Source organism: Stenotrophomonas sp. STEN029 (assembly GCF_056760015.1).
Map to the genome: position 1 here is coordinate 11,580 of NZ_JBRREC010000004.1, position 19,416 is coordinate 30,995.

At 64.6% G+C, this 19,416-nt stretch carries 15 protein-coding genes; 4 read left to right on the plus strand and 11 right to left on the minus strand.

Features of this window, described 5'->3' with window-relative positions; genetic code table 11:
* Window positions 1–29 precede the first annotated feature (29 nt).
* On the plus strand, window positions 30–1,370 hold the full coding sequence (locus ACVOLI_RS01550; RefSeq protein WP_481533247.1) for a virulence factor family protein: 1,341 nt from the start codon (window positions 30–32) through the stop codon (window positions 1,368–1,370).
* Window positions 1,371–1,579: 209 nt separating this feature from the next.
* On the opposite strand, the gene mprF is transcribed toward ACVOLI_RS01550, so the two are convergent.
* On the minus strand, window positions 1,580–4,132 hold the full coding sequence (gene mprF, locus ACVOLI_RS01555; RefSeq protein WP_481533248.1) for a bifunctional lysylphosphatidylglycerol flippase/synthetase MprF: 2,553 nt from the start codon (window positions 4,130–4,132) through the stop codon (window positions 1,580–1,582).
* A 163-nt stretch (window positions 4,133–4,295) separates the two neighbouring features.
* Here mprF and ACVOLI_RS01560 point away from each other — a divergent pair, with 163 nt between their 5' ends.
* The 3 genes from ACVOLI_RS01560 to ACVOLI_RS01570 all read left to right on the plus strand — a co-directional run bounded on the left by ACVOLI_RS01560 (window position 4,296) and on the right by ACVOLI_RS01570 (window position 5,959).
* Window positions 4,296–4,985, plus strand: a complete 690-nt coding sequence (locus tag ACVOLI_RS01560) for a DUF998 domain-containing protein (RefSeq protein ID WP_481533249.1) — start codon at window positions 4,296–4,298, stop codon at window positions 4,983–4,985.
* The gene (locus tag ACVOLI_RS01565; RefSeq protein ID WP_303749463.1) at window positions 4,985–5,332 is read left to right on the plus strand and encodes a RidA family protein; all 348 of its coding nucleotides are present in this window, start codon (window positions 4,985–4,987) and stop codon (window positions 5,330–5,332) included. The genes ACVOLI_RS01560 and ACVOLI_RS01565 overlap by 1 nt, the downstream gene beginning before the upstream one ends.
* A 102-nt stretch (window positions 5,333–5,434) precedes the next feature.
* Window positions 5,435–5,959 carry a hypothetical protein gene (locus ACVOLI_RS01570; RefSeq protein WP_481533250.1) on the plus strand — a complete coding sequence of 175 codons (525 nt, stop codon included), beginning with the start codon at window positions 5,435–5,437 and terminating at the stop codon, window positions 5,957–5,959.
* 157 nt (window positions 5,960–6,116) lie between these two features.
* Here ACVOLI_RS01570 and rnfB read toward each other — a convergent pair whose 3' ends face one another.
* From rnfB to ACVOLI_RS01620, 10 genes are all read right to left on the minus strand, one after another.
* Entirely contained in the window at window positions 6,117–6,605 is a 489-nt protein-coding gene (gene rnfB, locus ACVOLI_RS01575; protein WP_481533251.1) for an Rnf electron transport complex subunit RnfB, read from the minus strand.
* Window positions 6,606–6,660: 55 nt separating this feature from the next.
* Window positions 6,661–7,251, minus strand: coding sequence for an HAD family hydrolase (locus ACVOLI_RS01580; protein WP_481533252.1), 591 nt, complete (start codon window positions 7,249–7,251; stop codon window positions 6,661–6,663).
* A 49-nt stretch (window positions 7,252–7,300) separates the two neighbouring features.
* Window positions 7,301–9,379, minus strand: coding sequence for a methionine--tRNA ligase (metG, locus tag ACVOLI_RS01585; RefSeq protein ID WP_481533253.1), 2,079 nt, complete (start codon window positions 9,377–9,379; stop codon window positions 7,301–7,303).
* A 220-nt stretch (window positions 9,380–9,599) separates the two neighbouring features.
* Entirely contained in the window at window positions 9,600–10,046 is a 447-nt protein-coding gene (locus ACVOLI_RS01590; protein ID WP_296245969.1) for a DUF2147 domain-containing protein, read from the minus strand.
* Between the two features lie 237 nt (window positions 10,047–10,283).
* Window positions 10,284–13,862 carry a M1 family aminopeptidase gene (locus ACVOLI_RS01595; RefSeq protein WP_481533254.1) on the minus strand — a complete coding sequence of 1,193 codons (3,579 nt, stop codon included), beginning with the start codon at window positions 13,860–13,862 and terminating at the stop codon, window positions 10,284–10,286.
* An 11-nt stretch (window positions 13,863–13,873) separates the two neighbouring features.
* On the minus strand, window positions 13,874–14,767 hold the full coding sequence (locus ACVOLI_RS01600; protein ID WP_481533255.1) for an ABC transporter ATP-binding protein: 894 nt from the start codon (window positions 14,765–14,767) through the stop codon (window positions 13,874–13,876).
* Between the two features lie 424 nt (window positions 14,768–15,191).
* A complete protein-coding gene (gene gloA2 / locus ACVOLI_RS01605) occupies window positions 15,192–15,587 on the minus strand; it encodes an SMU1112c/YaeR family gloxylase I-like metalloprotein (protein WP_481533256.1) in 396 nt (131 codons plus the stop codon).
* Window positions 15,584–16,654: a serine hydrolase domain-containing protein gene (locus tag ACVOLI_RS01610; RefSeq protein ID WP_481533257.1), complete on the minus strand. Its 1,071-nt coding sequence runs from the start codon at window positions 16,652–16,654 to the stop codon at window positions 15,584–15,586. The genes gloA2 and ACVOLI_RS01610 overlap by 4 nt, the downstream gene beginning before the upstream one ends.
* Before the next feature lie 20 nt (window positions 16,655–16,674).
* A complete protein-coding gene (locus ACVOLI_RS01615) occupies window positions 16,675–18,570 on the minus strand; it encodes a DUF885 domain-containing protein (RefSeq protein ID WP_481533258.1) in 1,896 nt (631 codons plus the stop codon).
* A 146-nt stretch (window positions 18,571–18,716) separates the two neighbouring features.
* Window positions 18,717–19,394 carry a DUF502 domain-containing protein gene (locus tag ACVOLI_RS01620; RefSeq protein WP_303749474.1) on the minus strand — a complete coding sequence of 226 codons (678 nt, stop codon included), beginning with the start codon at window positions 19,392–19,394 and terminating at the stop codon, window positions 18,717–18,719.
* Between the last annotated feature and the right edge of the window lie 22 nt (window positions 19,395–19,416).

Here is a 19,416-nt window from a genome sequence, read left to right on the forward strand (position 1 = left end):
CTTTGCGGCACCGTTATCGAGACCTGTACATGGCACGTGTGATGTGGTGGATGGGGGTGTTGGCGCTGAGCCTGTTGGCGACGCCGGTAATGGCGGCGGAGCAGGTCAGTCATGGCCGATTCGAACAGGTATCGGTGCTGCTGCCCAGTGGGCCGGCGCAACGCGTGGTGCTGTGGTTCGGTGATGCCACGGCCTCTGCTGAGCATCTGGCGCGGCTGCAGGCCTTGCGCGATGACGGCGCGATGGTGGTCGACATCGACACCCGGCATCTGTACCAGGTACTGGCCAAGGAGGGCGGCAAATGCGGCTTCTCCGCAGGCGACGTGGAAAATTTCTCGCGCTACGTGCAGGCGTATTACCACGTGCCGACTTATCGCCTGCCTATTCTCGGTGGTGATGGTGCCGGTGCGGCATTGGCGTATGCGGTAGCGACCCAGGCTGATCCGGATGTGTTCGCCGGCTTGCTGACCGAAGGCTTCTGCCCGCAACTACGCAACGCGACGATGACCTGCGGCGATGCCATCAAGGGCCGCGCGCTGTTGCCGCAGCCGTTGCGCTTTCCTTGGCTGAACGCAGCTGCCGGCAAGGGCCAGGCCTGTCCCGGGGCGGCTGTAGCGGCTTTCGTCGCTGGCGTGCCGTTGGCGCGCGAGTTCGCGCGAACCCACGCTGGCAGTGCCATACCCGGCGAAGTCGCCGCGGCCCGGGTACTGGGTGCGCAGCACGGCGTCAGCCTGCCTGCGGTGCCGCAGGATCTGGACGGCCTGCCGCTGGTGGAAGTGCCAGCCAACGGGCAGGGCAATACCTTCGCGGTGTTCGTCTCCGGTGACGGTGGCTGGGCCGGTTTGGACAAGGAGGCGGCGGGCGCGCTGGCGCAGGCAGGTATTCCGGTGGTCGGCGTGGACTCGCTGCGGTACTTCTGGAGCGAACGTACCCCGGCGGGGTTTGCGGCGGATCTGGATCGCATCGCACGCTACTACGCCAACCACTGGCAGCGACCGAAGCTGCTGTTGATCGGTTTCTCGCAGGGCGCGGATGTGCTGCCTGCGGCCATCAACAAGCTGCCGCCAGCCACCGCGCAGATGCTGCGCATGAGCGCGCTGATGTCGATGGGCGAGCGTGCCGACTATGAGTTCCATGTCAGCAACTGGATCTCCAGCGGAGGCGATGACGGCCTGCCGATCGCGCCTGAAATACGCCGCATGGCCGCTGATCGCACGCTGTGCATCTATGGCGCCGACGACGATGATGCACTGTGCCCGAAGTTGCCTGCGGGAAGCGCGCAGTTGATCAAGCTGCCTGGCGATCATCATTTTGAAGGCGATTACGAAGGCCTGGCCAAGGCGATTTTGCAGCACGTGCAGCGGCCTTGATGCGGGCTGTTGTGGGGGGGGGGGGGGGGGGGGGGGGGGGGGGGGGGCGGGGGGCGGGGGGGGGGCGGGGCGCGGGGGCGGCGCCCGTCGGGGCGGGGGGGGGGGTGGGGTGGGGGGGGGGCTCCGCCCCGCCCCTCGCCTCCGCCTCCCCACCCCCCCCCCCCCCCCCCCCCCCCCCCCCCCCCCCCCGCTCCCACATACCAACGGTCTTACCTTCGACTCGGATCCAGTGATATCAACCGGGTCACATCCAGCAACGCTGCTGGCAGATGCACACCGCCAGGCGCGGCCAGATAACGCGGGCGCCACTCCGGTGCGAACTTGGACTTGAAGCGGCGCAGTCCGCTGAAGCCATAGAAGCGCTCGCCATGACGCGCGACCAGGTTGGCGAAACGGTTCCAGCGGCCGGCCAGTCGATGCTGGGCCAGACCGGTCAGCGGCGCCATGCCCAGCGAGAAGCGGGTATAGCCATTGGCGGCGCCCCACAGGAACAACTCGATGAACAGGAAATCCATCGTGCCCTTGGGTGCATCCGGGCGATGCCGCATCAGGTCAACCGACAGCTCATGACCCGCCGGTGCCTGCCAGATATTGGCGAAGGCGACGATACGTCCTTCCGCTTCGACCACCGCCACCGGGAAACGGCTCATATAGCCCGGCTCGAAGCTGCCCAGCGAAAAGCCTTTCTCTTCGCCGGCTTTTTCATCCAGCCATGCATCCGAGATCTCCGCCAACTCGCCCAGCAATGCGGGCATGTCGCTGGCGGGAGCAAGCCGGAAGCTGAGCCCGCCGCGCTTGCCCTTGTTCCACGCCTGGCGCAGGTCCGCGCGCTCGCTGCCGGCCAGGCTGAAATCCTGCAACGGCACCATCGCTTCTTCGCCCAGCTTGACCAGGGTCAGGCCAAGATCGAGATAGTGCTGCCAGTACTTGTCGCTGGTCTGGTAGAACACCGGCCGCAGGCCAAGCCGGTCGGCTTCTTCACGGAAACGCCAGATCAAGGCCGCCGCCACCTGCGGCGGCCCCACCGGATCACCCATCGCCACCAGCGAGCCGCCGTAACGCTGCAGCATCACGAAGCCATCGCCGGCCTCGCTGTGCAGGATCGCCTTGTCGCCGGTCATTGCCACGCAGGCCTGGGTGTCCTGCGCAAGGGCCAATACCGGGCGCAGTTGCTCCAGTGTTGCTGCATCCGGCAAGGGCAGCGGGCTGCGGGTGCTGTGCAGCAGGCGCGCCAGCCCGAACACGATCAGCGCGATGCAGACCAGCAGCAAGGCGCGTAGCGCACGTGGCGCATTGCCGGAGGTGGCGAACTGCCACCACAGTTCGTTCTGGTACTCGACGTGGCTGTAGACGAAGAACAGCAGCCACACCGTCGCCACCAGCACCAGTGCGACATTGCGCAGCCATGGCCACGACCATGCCTCGTCCAGCAGTGCGCCTTCGCGGTAGAACTCGCGTCGCGCCGCCCACAGCGCCACCGCTACCAGCGGCAAGGTGAGGGCCACTGTCAGATGGCCGCCGCGCAACCAGGCTGGTAGCGGCAGGGCAATGCACAGTGCCAGGGCCAGCATCCATGCGGCGTGGCTGCGCCGCTGCAGGCCTTGCCCGATCAGCAACAACAACACACCGCCCAGGCTGCCAAGCAGGTGCGAGGTCTCCACGATCGGCAGCGAAGCTGGCAACACCCGCTGATGGGGCACCGGCAGGGTGCCGTCGATCAGCAGCAGTGCGCCGGCCGCAAACACGGCCAGTGCGATAAGTTGCGGCAGCCATGGCCGGAGTACCGACCACGCCGTGCCGGCACCGCTGCGCAGCGGGCGACGAACGCTGGCCAGAGCGGCGAGCAACGCGGACAGGAACAACGGCAGCAGGTAATAGGTGATGCGATAGGCCACGGCGGCGGCGAGGACTGCGGCCGGCGCAACCTGCGGCAGCAGCTTGAGCAGGCTCCACTCGAACACGCCCAAGCCGGCGGGCACGGTGGACACCAGCCCGGCCACCACCGCGACCAGATACAGGCCGACGAAACCGATGAAGCCGACCTCGGCCTGCGCCGGCAGCAGCACGTAGAACGCGGCCGAGGCCAGGCCCAGTTCGACCACGCTCAGCGCGGTGACTTCCAGCACCGTGCGTCGGTCTGGAATCCACATCCGGTGCGAGCCCCAGCCGACGCTGCGGCCGTGGCGGCCGACCAATAGCAGCATCGCGGCGAAACCGACCAGCAAGCCGATGCCCAGCGCATGCACCGCTGTGGCCGATATCGGCAATGTCAGCGCGGCGGCACCGGGTTCCAGTAGCAAGGCCAGGCCAAGCAGCAGCCAGGCACCGAACACAAAGCCCAAGGTGCTCATCAGCACCACCTGGCCGATCTCGGCAAGGCTGAGTCCAGCACGGCCGTAGCTGCGCACGCGGATGGCGCCACCCGTCAGTGCGGCAAAGCCCAGGGTCTGCCCGGCGGCGTGGGCCAGGAAGGCGGTGATGCCGACACGTGCCGCGGGCAAGGGGTGTTTGGCGCGCCTCAGGCCGATCGCATCGAAGCCGACCAGGCAGGCATAGCTGGCCATGCCCAACAACGTTGCCAAACCCAGTTGCGGCCACGAGAGACCGCGTACCGCGGCACGGATCTGGTGGTAACCGTGGTCGCTGAACTCAGCGGCCAAGGCATGCAGCGCCATTGCCATGATGGCGAGGGTGACGAGGATGGCGGCAACACGCCGCCAACCCGGCATGGAAGGTTCCGAAGACGTGGACGACGCGGTCATGCAGACGGGAGGGAGCTATGCGCTGGTGCGGCGCGGACGCATAAGACTAGCCCCCTTGCGTGATGATGGCTGCATGCGCGCAGCGCAGCATTTTCACCGCCTTCAGTCAGCGGACCGCCCACGGGCGCACTAGACTTGGCAGCTCGAACGGCGGGGAGTGGGCATGGACATTGGGTCGCACAGGGGATCTCGGCAATCGCCAGCGCTGGCCTTGGCCGTGGTGTTGGCCTTGTTGGTGTTCCTGGTTGTTGCCATTGCTCTGCAGTTTGCGCGTGATGACCTGGACTGGGTACGGGCGACCCTCAGTCTGTATCTGCACGGCCCCTATGGGCTTGTACTGCGCAGCGTCTATTGCCTGCTGGCGCTGGCCATCGCCGCGCTTGGCCTGATGCTGTACAGGCAAGCGCATGGCAGCGCACGGCGCGGCTTGCCGCCCAGTCTGTTCGCCGTGGCCGGGCTTGGTTTGGCTACGGTGGCGATAGGCGACAGCTGGTTGCCGCAGTACGCACCACTGCTGGCGCCGCTGGTTCATGGCTTGGCGGCACAGACCGCGTTCCTGTGCGTGACCGTGGCGATGCTGCTGCAGGCCTGGTGCTTCGGTCGTGACGCGCATTGGCGTCGACTGTATTGGCTGACCTGGGGTTGGGCATGGCTGGCCTTCGCCGGGCTGTGGCTGCACGTGCTGTGGCGTGGCAGCCCGCGCGGACTGGGGCAGAAGCTGGTGATTGCGGTCGTGGTGGGCTGGCTGCTGTTGGTGGCGCTTGCATCGTGGCGTCGTTCACGCAAAGAAACGCCTGAAACTTCCACTTGCCCTCACAATGGCGGCTACATCCCCAACACGGAGTCACCCTGATGATCCAGCGCTTCGATACCGGCCCGCGCATGTCGGAAATGACCATCCACAATGGCGTGGCCTATCTGGCCGGGCAAGTGCCGGAAGACACCAGCGCCGATATCGTTGGCCAGACCGAGCAGGTGCTGCAGGCCATCGACGATCTGCTGCGCCTGGCCCCGACCGACAAGACCAAGATCCTGCGCGCCGAGATCTTCCTGGCTGACCTAGCTGACTTCGCCGGCATGAACCAAGCCTGGGACAAGTGGGTGCCGCAGGGTGCAACGCCGTCGCGTGCCACCGTGCAGGCCAAGCTGGCCAATCCGGAATGGAAGATCGAGATCGTGATCACTGCGGCTGTGCCGTAAGCGGACTGCATGACCACTGCTGATCTGCTCTGGATGCGATGGCATCCGGGCAGATCAGGCTTTGAAGCTGCTGATGGCTTTGCAGGGAGGCAAGGGAAAGGAATGAAGGTTCGTCTGTTGTTTGCAGTGTGTTGTGCGTTGGTTGGTGCCAGCGCGACTGTGTCTGTTGCAGCGCCGGCGCCGCTGTCGAGGATGATCTACGCGAAGGTGCCTGTGCAGCGCATCGAGCCCTTGGAGTACCCGCAGTTCAAGCTGATCGAGGCAGAGCTGCGCAATACGGTGCGCCGCCATGGTGACCGCAGCGTCCCCAACCGCTTCTGCGCGGTTGGCTACCTGCTCGACCGCGGCACGTTGGAAACGGTGCTGATCTGGGACAACGCGCAATGGTTGATCCGCTGGTGGGGCGGTGATGCGCTGGCTACCTCGGAGGAGCGCTATGCCGTATCTGCGTCGTTCTCACCTGTTACCGACCTTCGCACCGACCTGGTCGAGGACAACCGGTATCCGCTGGGCACGCGCGCGATAGTGCGAGCCGATGCGGAGGCTTTGATTGCGGATTGCCAGGCGCATGGACGGCAGTACATCGTGCCGCCACTGCCGCCAAAAGGCGAGGATGACGAGTATTGAGGCCGCAGGATTCCGCCGGGTTGTAGGAGCGGTGTAAGCCGCGAAGCCGATACTGTTCGGATTGCAGCGTTCAACATGATCTGAAACAGCTGCGCTCTTTCGGTTTGATGCCGATGATCGGGATCTCAGACAGCTGGTTTGCTACGAGTTTCGCGGCTTACGCCGCTCCTACAACAGCAGGGGGCGGGACAGCCTGCAGCTCGATGCAATCCACCGGGCAGGGCGGGATGCACAGCTCGCATCCGGTGCACAGGTCGGCCAGCACGGTATGCATGTATTTGGCGCCGCCGACGATGGCATCGACGGGGCAGGCCTGGATGCACTTGGTGCAGCCGATGCAGTCGGCTTCGACGATCACCGCGACCTGCGCCAGTTTGTGTTCGCCACGGCTGCGGTCGTAGGGAAGGGCCGGAACACCCAGCAGATGAGCCAGTGCGCGCGCGCCAGCGTCGCCACCCGGCGGGCAGTGATCAATTCCGGCATTGCCAGCGGCCATGGCTTCGGCATAAGGGCGGCAGCCGTCATAACCGCACTGCCCACACTGGGTCTGCGGCAGCAGCTGATCGATGCGTTCGACCAGCGCAACCTTTCCTTCTCCCTGCGGGAGTGGGTGGCGTGCAGCGTCTGATGAGGCTTGGGTATTCATTGGAGAGTCCTGCTGTTTGCTCTCACCCCAACCCCTCTCCCGGCGGGAGTGGGGCTCAGGTCAGGCATTTGCCGCGATACCAGCGCTCGTGCGCCAGCGCCAGCATAGGTTTGTCTTCGCTGCTGTCGCCGTAGGCATGGATGCGCTGGTAGGTGCCCAGGTCGAAGCGCTGGCGGATCAAGGTCACCTTGCGCGCGCCGCAGTCGCCCTCGGCGTAGCGGCCGGTGAAGCGGTTGTCCTGCACCTCGAGCCGGTTGCAGATCATCAGCAGGCCCAGCTGTTCGCACCAGTGCTGCAGGTACAGGTCGAGCGAGCCGGACACGACCGCCACGGTATGGCCCTGCGCCTTGTGCCACTGGATCTGCTCCAGCATCTCCGGCCGCACCATGTCGGGCAGGTGCTCGCGCGCATAGTCGCGTGCCATCTGGCTGACCTCACCGGCATGGCGGCCGGTGAAGACCTGGGCGGTGACACGACGACGCACGCGCTGGGCCGAGATCAGCTTCAGCCGATACGCCAATACCCACGGCCCAACCCGCCACCACCCCTGCGCGCGCTGCTCCGGCGTGGCCACACGACGCAGGAACCGGCTGTAGGTGTCACAGACGGTAATGGTGTGGTCGAAGTCGAAGAGGGCTAGCTGCATGGTCCACTCCGTTCGGGAAGGGTGCGCCCGGAGAACGCACCCGTGGCCATCAGCGAACCGGCATGCCCGGCAGTGCGCCGCCGTCGGCATCCAGCAGCGCCAGTGCGCCGCCGTCGAAACCGGCCGACAGGATCATGCCTTCGCTCAGGCCGAAGCGCATCTTGCGCGGGGCCAGGTTGGCGATGAACACCACGTTGCGGCCGACGAGGGTTTCCGGCTCGGCGTAGCTGCCGCGGATGCCGGAGAAGATCTGCCGCTGGCCGAGGTCACCGGCATCCAGCAGGAAGCGCAGCAGCTTGTCCGAGCCTTCGACGAAGCCGCATTCCAGCACCTTGCCGATGCGCAGGTCGAGCTTGGCGAAATCATCGATGCCGATGTACGCGGAAGCTTCACCTTCGGCCTTCGCTTCGGTCTTCACTTCGACCTTGGCGGGCTTTTCTGCCTTGGCCGGCTTGGCTTCGGCGGCAGGCTGGGCGGTGAGGGTGTCCTTGGAGGCGTCGGTCATTGCGTCAATCATCTTGGGGTCGATACGGGTGAACAGCGCCACGTAGGCGGCGATGCTGTGTGCGGTCAGCGGGGTGGTGATGTCGTCCCAGCCGTGGACCGGGGCGTTGAGGAAGCTCTCGGCCTGCAGTGCCGTGGCCGGCAGCACCGGCTTGAGCGCGGTGACCAGCACGCGGAACAGATTCAGGCCCTGGGTGCAGACCGCCTGCAGTTCGGCGTCAGCGCCCTCTTGCTTGGCGATGACCCAGGGCTTGGTGTCGTCGATGTACTTGTTGGCTTCATCGGCCAGCGCCATGGTCAGGCGGATGGCAGCGGCCGCGTCGTTGCGCTCGTAGGCCTCACGAATCGGCGCCAGCGCAGCGATGAAGCGGTCGTACTGGGCCTGGTCCGGCAGCGCGTCGGCCAGCTTGCCGTCGAAGCGCTTGGCGATGAAGCCGGCGCAGCGGCTGGCCAGGTTGACGAACTTGCCAACCAGATCGGCGTTCACGCGGGCGGTGAAGTCGCTCAGGTTCAGATCGAGATCGTCGACGCCGCCGGAGGACTTGGCGGCGAAGTAATAGCGCAGTGCTTCCGGTGCCAAGCCGGCATCCAGGTAGGTGCGGGCCATGATGAAGGTGCCGCGCGACTTGCTCATCTTGGCGCCGTCCACGGTCAGGTAACCGTTGACGTGCAGCTTGGTCGGCGTGCGCAGGCCGCTGCCCTTCAGCACCGCCGGCCAGAACAGGCCGTGGAAGTTGACGATGTCCTTGCCGAGGAAGTGGTGCAGCTCGGTATTGCTGTCGGCGGCGAGCACGGCGTCGAAGTCGTCGCCGGTCCTGGCGCACAGGTTCTTGAAGCTGGACAGGTAACCGATCGGCGCGTCCAGCCACACGTAGAAGTACTTGCCCGGTGCGCCGGGGATTTCGAAACCGAAGTACGGGGCATCACGCGAGATATCCCACGCGCGCAGGCCGCCCTCGGCATCCAGCCACTCGGCCAGCTTGGCCTTCACGCCCGGCAGGGCCACGTCGCCGGCCAGCCATTCGCGCAGGAACTCCTGGAAGCGGCCGACTTCGAAGAAGTAATGCTCCGAGTCGCGCATTTCCGGGGTAGCGCCGGACACCACCGACTTCGGCTCGATCAGGTCGGTCGGGCCGTAGGTGGCGCCACAGACTTCGCAGTTGTCGCCGTACTGGTCGGGCGACTTGCAGTTCGGGCAGGTGCCCTTGATGTAGCGGTCGGGCAGGAACATGCCCTTGGCCGGGTCGTAGAACTGCGCCACCGAACGACGGCTGATATGGCCGGCAGCGTCGAGCTTGGCGTACAGCGCCTCGGTCAGCTCGCGGTTGGTGGCCGAGTTGGTCGAGTCGTAGTGGTCGAAATCCACGCCAAAGGCGGCGAAATCGCGCTCATGGCCAGCCTGGATATTGGCGATGAAGGTTTCCGGGGTCACCCCGGCCTTCTCGGCGGCCAGCATGATCGGCGTGCCGTGGGTGTCATCGGCGCAGACGTACCAGACCTTCTCGCCCATCATTCGCCGCGCACGCACCCAGATGTCGGCTTGGATGTAACCCACCAGGTGGCCGAGGTGCAGCGGGCCGTTGGCGTAGGGCAGGGCATTGGTGACTAGGGCGTTGCGGGTCATGGTGATGATTTGCGGCAGGGGACCGGGGATTATCGCATGGCCGGAAAGAAGCAGCCCCGGGAGGCCGGGGCTGCTGATCTTTCCCTTCTCCCGTTTACGGGAGAAGGTGCCCGGAGGGCGGATGAGGGGGAGATTTTGACTTTGCGTGGCTAAAAGCTTTCCCTCACCCCAACCCCTCTCCCGGAGGGAGAGGGGCTTCCAAGCGGGGGCTTTGAGCGGCTTACTGGTCGCGCAGCCAGGTCTGGGTGCGGCAGATGAAGGCGATGCAGCCGGAGACATCCAGCTTGCGACCGTTGTCCACCAGGGCGACCTTGGAGCTGTAGGTCTTGCCCTTGGCCGGGTCCAGGATGGTGCCGTTGGCCCACTTGTTGGCGCCGTCCGGACGGACATTCCAGAGGATGGTCATGCCTTCGATCGGCTTGCCCTTGTTGGCGCCTTCACATTTGTTGCAGACCGGATGCGGGCCCTGCTCGGACTGCAGTACCTGCAGCACCTTGCCGCTGAGGGTGCCATTGGCGGCCTGGCTGATCTCGACGATGGACTTCACTCGGCCGGTTTCGTCATCGATGGTGCGCCAGCGGCCCGCTGCGCTGTCACTGGCGCTGGCGGAGAAACCGGCGGCCAGCAGCGGCAGGGCCAGCAACAGGGTTTTGAAAGTCGTACGCATGTGTCCCCTCCCAGGGTGGGTTTGGTCAGCTGCCGGCGGCGCTGTTACGGGCCGAATGTAACCGCATTCGGTCCCGTACGGAATCCGCAGTGCAGCAGATTTTGGAGGATGTAGTGCCGAGCCATGCTCGGCAGGGGCTTCCCCGGTAAAGCCCCAGAAGCTGCCCTCACCCCAACCCCTCTCCCGCAGGCGGGAGAAGGGCTTTAAGCAAAAGCGCGGGCTTTGCGCCTCTTAGGCTTACTGCACTGTCACCCGCTTGCGGTTGTCGGCCGAAACCCGGTCGATCAGTTTGTTGTACGGGTCGAAGCCGGCCTCATCGGGCTTCTGGTCGACGGTAACGGTGATGCTCGGGGCAGCGGCGGTGATGTGATGGCGCTGCAGGTACAGCACCTTTTCATCGCGTTCCTTGCCGGAGGCGCCCTTGGCGAACACGCCGACCTCGATCCAGTCGTCCAGCGTGCCCGCGGTCTCCTTGCCCATGCCGTCTGCGTAACGCTTGTCCGCATGCAGCTGCAGGGTCACGTCGTAGCGGCCGTCCGCACGCGTCCTGGCGTTGGCCTCGACCACGCGGTTGTCGTAGAAGCTGATCTTTTCGAACAGGTCGGTGATCAGACCCTGCTGCTCGGGCTTGGCTTCGGCGCGGATGAACTCCAGCAGCTCAGCCGAGGTGGTATACGGCGGTTGCTGGAAGGCCTTGGCCTGGATGAAGCGGGACAGGGCGCGGTTCAGCGCTTCCTCGCCCATTTCCTCACGCAGGCGATAGAACACCAGCGAACCCTTCTGGTAATGGATGTACTGCTGGTTTTCCACCCGGTACAGCGGCAGTTCTTCGACATCTTCGCCACCGCGGCCAGATAGATATCTGTCCAGCTCATCCTTCAGGAACTGGCGCATGTGGCCGCGTCCGTATTCCTTCTCCATCACCATCAAGGCCGAGTACTGCGACAAGGACTCGGACAGCACGGTCGCGCCCTGCACGTTGGCGCCGATCACCTGGTGTGCCCACCACTGGTGCGCCACTTCATGCGCGGTGACATAGAACACATAGTCGACATCATCCTTGTCGCGCAGGTCGGCGATGAAGCCGATCGACTCGGAGTACGGGATGGTGTTGGCAAAGCTCTGCGCGAAGGATTGGTAGCCGGGGAACTCGATGATGCGCACCTGTTTGTGCTGGTACGGGCTGAAGTTGGCTTCGTAATAAGCCAGTGACTTCTGCACACCTTCGATCATCCGGTCCACGTTGTACGGATGCTTGGCGTCGTAATAGATCTCGATCGGAATGTTCTTGTACGTGGCCTTCTTCACCTGCCAGCGTGCCGACAGATAGGCGTAGAAGTTCAGCATCGGCCGGTCCATGGCGTAGCTGAAGCAGCGGCGGCCATCACGTTCGAACTCCTTCTGCAGATAGCCCGGTGCCAAGGCGATCTGGTCCGGTGCGGTGCAGACGGTACTGCGGAAATCCAGCCAGTCCGAGTCGTTGGAGATGTAGGTATTGGCACGCGCGGCCTCATCCTCCAGCTTGGGCATGCGCGTCGGTTCACCGAGGTCACGCTTGCGACGTTCGTTGCGGTCGCTGATCTCCGCGCCGCTGTCATAACCAAAGGCCGGCAGTACACGGCTGTTGAAGAAGCTGCCGTTGTCGACGATCTGGGTCTGTGCCTGGTCGGAAGTGATGCCGTTGGGATGGATGTCGACAGTGAAGCGGATATCGCGTTCCTCGCCTGGTGCCATCGGTGCATCCAGGTGATAGATGCGGTAGCCCAGTTCCTCATCGTGGGTGGTCAGCTTGGCGCCGCCCATTTCGATGCTGGCCAGGGTCTTGTCATCGCCCATCGCGACGTGGATGTCGGGGATGGCGGTCGCATGGGTATTGCGCACGCGGTAGACGCCGTCGATGCGCACGGACTGGGTTTCCGGGTGCAGGTCGACGTTGTTGTCGATGGCGATGATGCGCGGCTGCGGCAGGTCCTTGTACTTGCGATAGTCGCGCTCGTAGCGGGCCTGGAGGTCGAGCTGCTGGTCCGGCGAGACAAATTCATTGCGGATGTTGGTGCTCCAGTACAGCCAACCGCCGCAGGCGATGAAGGCCAGCGAGGCAGCTGCCAGACCTGCACCTAGTGGGCCGCGCAGGCGCTGTTTTGCCAATCGCAGGCGCTGCCGCCAGCCGGAGTCCACGCCGCGCACCCACAAGGCCGCGCACAGCAACAGCAACACCAGCAGGAACAGCATCCAATAGCCCTGGAAGGCCAGCTGCCCGGTCAGGAAATGGCCGTAGCCGTTCATGTCCGAATACGGGGCGATCGGCCAGCTGCCGAAGTTGTACAGGTTCTGGGTGTAGTCGAGCATGCCCAGCACCGACTGCCCGATCAGCAACAGGATCAGCAGCGCATAGCCCATGAACTTGTTGTTGCTGAGCACCTGCAGCACCAAGGCCATGCCGCCCATCAGGATGTAGACCACCGAGTCCAGCGCCAGCGTCTTGAAGTACAGCAGCGGCTCGATCTGGGTGTAACCCTTGCTCAGCTGGATGGCGATGGCGGTGAGCCCGCCGACGGCCTGGAACGCCAATACCACTGCGATCAAGGTGAGGAACTTGCCCAACAGCGGCACCCAGTTCGGCACCGGCATGGCGTCGCTGATGCCTGCGATGCGCGCGCTGCGTTCACGCCACACCAGTTCGCCGGCGTAGAACAGCACGATGATGATCAGCAGGAAGCTGAAGCTGCCCTGCAGTGCTTCCAGCATCTGCGAGGTCACCGGCCAGCTTGGCGTGCCGTACATGGTGCGGCGGTGCAGGGCGGTGGGGATGAAGTTGGCCATGCCCAGCACCAGCAACACCAGGAAGGGCGCACTGCGGAAGACACCAAAGGCATCAAACCCGACCTGGCGCAGCAGCTGCCGCCACCCGGTCGAGGCGTTGAAATTCGGGGTGACTTTGGGGGCGACCACATTGCTGCGCTTGCTGTCGGTGGTAGCAACACTGGCTACCTTCTTGCCCCGCTTGCGGCCGGTACCGCTGCGCTCGGTGCGGAACAGGGCGAATGTCGCGGCGAACAGGGCGCCGGTCACTGCCAGCCACAGCACGCGGTTCTCCAGCAGGTAGCCGGTGAACACAGGTAGGCCGGTGTTGCGCTCTTCGGCCGACCAGTAGCGCGTTGCATGGCTCATCGCACGCATGCCCAGTGGATCGAGCAGTGAGGCGATGCGCATGTTATCGATGTCGGCCAGCAGGGCGCGGCTGACGCCGTACAGCACGAAGAACACGATGACGCCGATATAGACCCACAGGATGTTGCGGGTGGTGACCGCCAGCACGGACAGCAGGGCGGTAGTGAACAGTACGTTCGGCAGCACCATGAAGACGAACGACCAAAGATAGGGCCGCAGTGATACTGGTCCCAGCCGCGCGGCATCGATCCACGGCATGAACTGGGCGATGAACAACCCGATGCCGATGATCACGTACATCAGCAGGCTGGCCAGCAGGGCCGCGCCAAGCCGCCCAAGCAGGTAGTCGCGGCGCTTGATCGGGCTGGAGAACACCAGCTCGGACGTGCCCAGTTCGAAGTCGCGCAGCAATGCGTTGCTGACGAACAAGGTAACCACCAGCAACCCGAGCAGGGTGAAGGAGGTCATGAAGCTGGCGATCACCGAGGGTGCATTGCGGTGCACGTTGCCGATGCCGCCGCCGATCTGGACGGCATCGCTGGAGGCGGCGCCGAAGGCGAGCAGGGCGAACAGCACCGCAAGCAGCCACAACAAGGGAGAACGCAGCTGCTCGCGCAGCTCGAAGCGCAGGAAGGCGAGGGTCATGGTCGTCTCCGTCAGGCGGCCTGCGCCTGCAGGCGCAGCCGCTGGAAGTAGACGTCCTCGAGGCCGGGCGCAACCGGTTCGAAGCCTGCTTCAGGGCAGTTGTCGGCGAATACATGGATCACCGGGTGGCCGCCAACCAGTCGCGTCGACAGCACGGTGAAACGGCTTTCGTAGTCAGGCAGCGCGGTCTTGGCCACCTGCTTGCGCCAGACCTGCGCCTGCAGGGCATTGATGGCATCGGCCGGGCGCCCGGTCAGCAGCACCTGCCCCTTGTTCATGATGGCCATGGTCGGGCACAGGTCGGTGACGTCCTCGACGATGTGCGTGGACAGGATCACCGCCACGTTCTCGCCGATTTCGGCGAGCAGGTTGAGGAAGCGGTTGCGTTCCTCCGGGTCGAGGCCGGCGGTGGGCTCATCGACGATCACCAGCTGCGGATTGCCCAGCAGCGCCTGGGCGATGCCGAAACGCTGGCGCATGCCGCCGGAATAGGTACCCAGCTTGCGCTTGCGTGCATCCCACAGGTTGACCTGCTGCAGCAGTGCTTCGACCACTTCCTTGCGCTGCTTGCGTGCGGTCAGGCCCTTGAGCACGGCGAAATGGTCGAGCAGGTCCAGCGCGCTGACCTTCGGATAGACGCCGAAATCCTGTGGCAGGTAGCCCAGCTTGCGGCGCAGCGCATCCTTGTCGCGCAGGATGTCGATGCTGGCGCCATCGGCGGTGGTCAAGGTGGCGCTGCCGGTGTCGGCTTCCTGCAGCGTGGCCAGGGTGCGCATCAAGGAGGACTTGCCGGCGCCATTGGGGCCGAGCAGGCCGAACATGCCGCGCGGGATGTCGAGATCGACATTTTTGAGTGCGTGTACGCCATTGGCGTAGGTTTTCGACAAACCACGGATCTGCAGCATGGGGACCGAACCTCTCCTTGGATGATGGCTGTCACATTCAGCTACAGCCGGGATTACGGCAATGCGCCGGAAGTCACTAGGTCCAGGGACGTGGTAACGGTCGGAATGTGACCTGTTGTTGCCCCCTCTCTTTGGCCGAAGGCCAAGGGGAGGGTTGGGGAGAGGTTGGATTTATCGCTTTTGATCTTGTTTTGGCTTCGCGGCTTACGCCGTTCCCACAATCTGAGGCGCTGATGTGTTGCTGGGAAAGCAACTGCCGAGCATGGCTCTACGCTCCCTCCCTTGCGCCGTAGGCGTAGGGGAGGGTTGGGGAGGGGTAGCTCCATCGCCGTTGATCTTGCTTTGGCTTCGTGGCTTACGCCGTTCCTGCAATCCGTTGCGCGGATGTGTTGCCGGGAAAGCTCCTGCCGAGCATGGCTCGGCACTACAGGGTGGGGGTTTCGTAGAGCTCGAGCGGCAGGTCGTCGGGGTCGGCGAAGAAGGTGAAGCGGCTGCCGGTGAATTCGTCCACGCGTATCGGCTCGCAGGCCACGCCTTCGCGTTGCAGGTGGGCTACTACATCGTCCAGCGCTGCAACACGGAAGGCGAGATGGCGCAGTCCGCGGGCTTCAGGCCGACTGGGGCGTGCGGGAGGATTTGGGAAGGAGAATAATTCCAGTTGGCTGCCATCGGGCAGGCGCAGGTCCAGCTTCCAGGAGTCACGCTCGCTGCGGTAGTTCTCGGCGATCACTTCCAGGCCGAGAATGCGCACGTAGAAGTCACGCGAACGCACATAGTCCGCTGCGATGACCGCGACATGATGGATGCCAAGCAGACTCATCGCGCAGCATCCAGCCAGCGCCGGGCGATGTCGATGGCCAGTGCGTAGGGTTCGGGTTCATTGCGGTTGCTCAACACGATGACCGTCAGCTTCTGCTTTGGGTAGCGCACGATCACATTGCGGAAGCCGATGCTTTCGCCGCTATGCCACAGCGCATCGCCATTGATGCGCCAGCCGAAGCCATAGAACGGGACGTCGGGTTCGCTGGTCTTTGTCGCCGGGCTGAAGGCAAGTTGCAGTGAACTGGCCTTCAATAAGCGCTCGTCGTACAACGCCGCATCCCACTTGGCCAGGTCGTCGATCGAGGAATAGATGCCGCCATCGCCGAGCACGGCGCTGGTGCTGCTCTGGTCGGTACGCTGCCAGCGGCCATCGATCTGGCTGTAGCCATAGGCGCGATTGGGCACCTCATCGACGCCGTCCTGATGCGCGTAGGTGTTGCTCATGCCCAGCGGCAGGAAGATGCGCTGGCGCAGGAAGCTGGCGAAGTCGCTGCCGGATGCCTTGCCCACCACCAGCGCCAGCAAGGCATAGCCGCTGTTGCTGTAGCGGTAGTCACTGCCGGGCGTGAAGTACGCCCGGTTCTCTTTCTGCAGCAGCTGCAGCACGTCGGCATCATGGACCTGGCGGGTATCAGCCGGGTCCATCAGCTCTTCGTAGTCGAGCAGGCCGCTGGTATGGCTGAGCAGCTGCCGTAAGGTCATCGTGTCGGCGACGGCGGGCAGGCTGGGCAGCCACTTCTTCAGCGGATCGTCGATGCCCAGCTTGCCGTCTTCGGCCAACAGCAGGATTGCCGCGGCGGTGAACTGCTTGCTGACCGAGGCCAGGCGGAAATTGCTGGCTGGAGTAACCGCAGTGCCGTCTTCGACCACGGCCAGTCCGTAGCTGCGGCGGAACGCGGGCTGGCCATCTTTCAAAACCAGCACCGAAGCGCCGGGCACCTGGCCGTCGTAGTGCTGCATCAAGCCGTCGATGCCCGGATCAGGCGGGGCCAAGGGGGTAGCAGCGGCCAGGCTGGAGCACGCGAACAGGCAGAGCAGGGCGAGTCGAGGTTTCCAGCGTGGCATGGTGGCTCCTGGGTAGGTGATCAGGCTTTCTTGCTGGCGATCCAACGGTCGATTTTGGCTTCAAGGATCTCCAGTGGCATGGAACCGTCCTTGAGGATTTCATGATGGAACTCGCGCGGGTCGAAGCGATCACCGAGTTCGGCCTTGGCCTTGTCACGCAGCAGGCGGATCTTGATCTCGCCTACGCGGTAGGCCAGGGTCTGGCCGGGCAAGGCCATGAAGCGCTCGACCTCGGAGGCGGCATCGGCGGCCGGGATGTCGGCGTTCTTGACCATGTACTCGGTGGCCTGCTGGCGGGTCCAGCCGGCGGCATTCAGACCGGTGTCGGCGACCAGGCGCACGGTGCGCAGCAAGGTGGTCTGCAGATAGCCGAGCTGGTCGTAGGGGTCGCTGTACAGGCCCAGTTCCTGGCCCAGCGATTCGGCGTACAGGCCCCAGCCTTCGACATAGGCAACATCGCCACCGAGGCGGCGGAAGCGTGGCAAGGCGGCCAGTTCCTGTTGTGCGCCCAACTGGTAGTGATGGCCGGGAATGGCTTCATGCAGGTATTGCATGGTCACTGCCCAGCGTTTGCGTGAGGGCAGGTCGCTGGTGTTGACGTAGAGCACGCCGGGTTGTTGGCCATCGGCGCTGCCCGGCTGGTAGCTGGCGGCGCTGGAGGTGGCGGCGCGCTCGGCGTCGACCGCCTTGATTTCCAGGCTGGCCTTGGGCTGTTCGTTGAACAGGGTGGGTACCGCTGCGTTTACCCGGCGGCCAGTCTCGGCATAGTAGGCAAGCAGGGCGTTGGCATCGCGGAATACGAACTGGCGGTCATTGCGCATCGCGGTAAAGGCTTTCTGCTGCGAGCCGCGGATCCTGGCCTGCTTCATCACCGCATCGATGCGGGCCTGCAGGTCCTTGACCTCCTGCTCGCCAAGCGCGTGGATCTCGGCCGGTGTGCGTGCCGGCGAGGTGCTGCTGGCAACATTGTGTGCATACCAGGCGCGGCCATTGGGCAGGGCGGCCATGCCATCGGTGCTGCGTGCAGCGGCCATGTAGTCGGTGGCGATGAAGCCGCGCAACGAACGATAGGCCGGCATGATCCGGTTCTCGATCATGCGCTTGTACTCGGCAGTGAGCCTGGCCTTGTCTTCGGCGGAGAAGTCCTCGGGCATGTTGCGGATCGGGCCCCAGAAGAGGCTCTCCTCCGCCGTGGGTTTGATCACCGCGTCCAGCTGCGGCAGCACTTTCTCCATCAGTGCGCGCGGCTGCACCACGCCGGCGGCCTTGCCTTCGCGCATGTTGGCGATGGCCTGGTCGAACAGTGCGGGGATGCCGAGCGAACGCTTGGACCAGTTCTCGTAGTCCTTGACCGTGCGGAACGGCTGCGCGCCGGCACCCGAGCCCAGCACCGCGATGATGCTGGACAGGTTGTAGTACTGGTTGATCGGCAGCATCCAGGTCGGGTACTGCTCGCCGGCCAGCGAGACCTGCGCGTCACGCACGAAGATTTCGTAACTCAGCAGGTCCTGGCCCTGCAGGCCGGTGGCGCCGACGGCCTGGACCTTGCCCAGCCATTCGACCATGAAGTCATGCGATTGCTGGCGCGAGGCCGCGGACAGGAAGTTGGGTAGCTGGTCGTTGTAGCGCTGGTCGCCCTGGAAGGTGGCCTGCAACGGGTTCAGCCGCATCGAGGCATCCCAGTACTCGTCATAGATGCGGTTGAGCTTGGCGGCGTTGTCCTGCTTGATCGGCAGCGGCACTGCGGCCGGTCGGCGCGGGGCCGGGCGCGGCGTGGTGCGGGGCTTGGCGGCGCGGCTCTGCGGCGCTGACTGGCGCTGGGTTTTCTTCTTCGCCGCGTCGGCAGGGGCCGCGACGGACAGCGTCATGATCGAGGCAATGGCAAGCGCAAGCAGGCGCAACGGGCTGTAAGGCATCAGGTGTTCCGCAAATACATCGACCCGGGAGCTTGCCCGATATCAGCGGTGACGACCAGTCGTGGCGCGGATGAACACGCGCCAGTGATACAGCTCAGGTTATGTCCCATGCCCTGTGGTTATTACCGCAAGGCATGGGATCGGGCTTACCGGTCGGCGGAGCGGGTGAATGGCACGCTGTCCGGGGCGACCGCACCGCCGGAAATGATGAAGCTCATGGCCTGGTCCACGGTCCAGTCGGTGGGGGTGAGCATCTCCACCGGGACGATCTCCAGGTAGCCGGAGGTCGGGTTGGGGGTGGTGGGCACATACACGGCGGCCAGTTCGCGGCCGGTGCCCTGCTCCTTGAGCACCCGGGTGACCAGGCCGATGGACTTCATATCCCGGTGCGGGAAGTCGATCAGTACCACACGCTGGGTGCTGCCGGGCTTGGTCTGCAGGATGTCCAGCAGCTTCTTGGCGCTGTCATAGATGATGCTGGCCAGGGGGATGCGGCGGATCACCGCGCCGAACCAACGCAGCAGCTGTTGGCCGATCACACGGCGGCTGAGGATGCCGACCAGCAGGATCACCAGCAAGGTGGCCAGCAGGGCGGTGATGTCCTGCATCCATTCGACCTTGATCCAGCCCAGATAGTCCGGGAACGAGGCGGCAATGCGCTCGGACAACGGCACGATCAACGGGCTGCTGATGCCCGAGAGCAGGACGAACACGAATTTGACGACCACCCAGGTCAACCAGATCGGCAGCAGGGTCAGCAGGCCGGTGAGGAAAAGACGTTGCAGGGAGGGGCGGGGGGCGGGGGAGACGGCTTCAGGCGACATCCGCGAATTGTAGCGTTCGGGT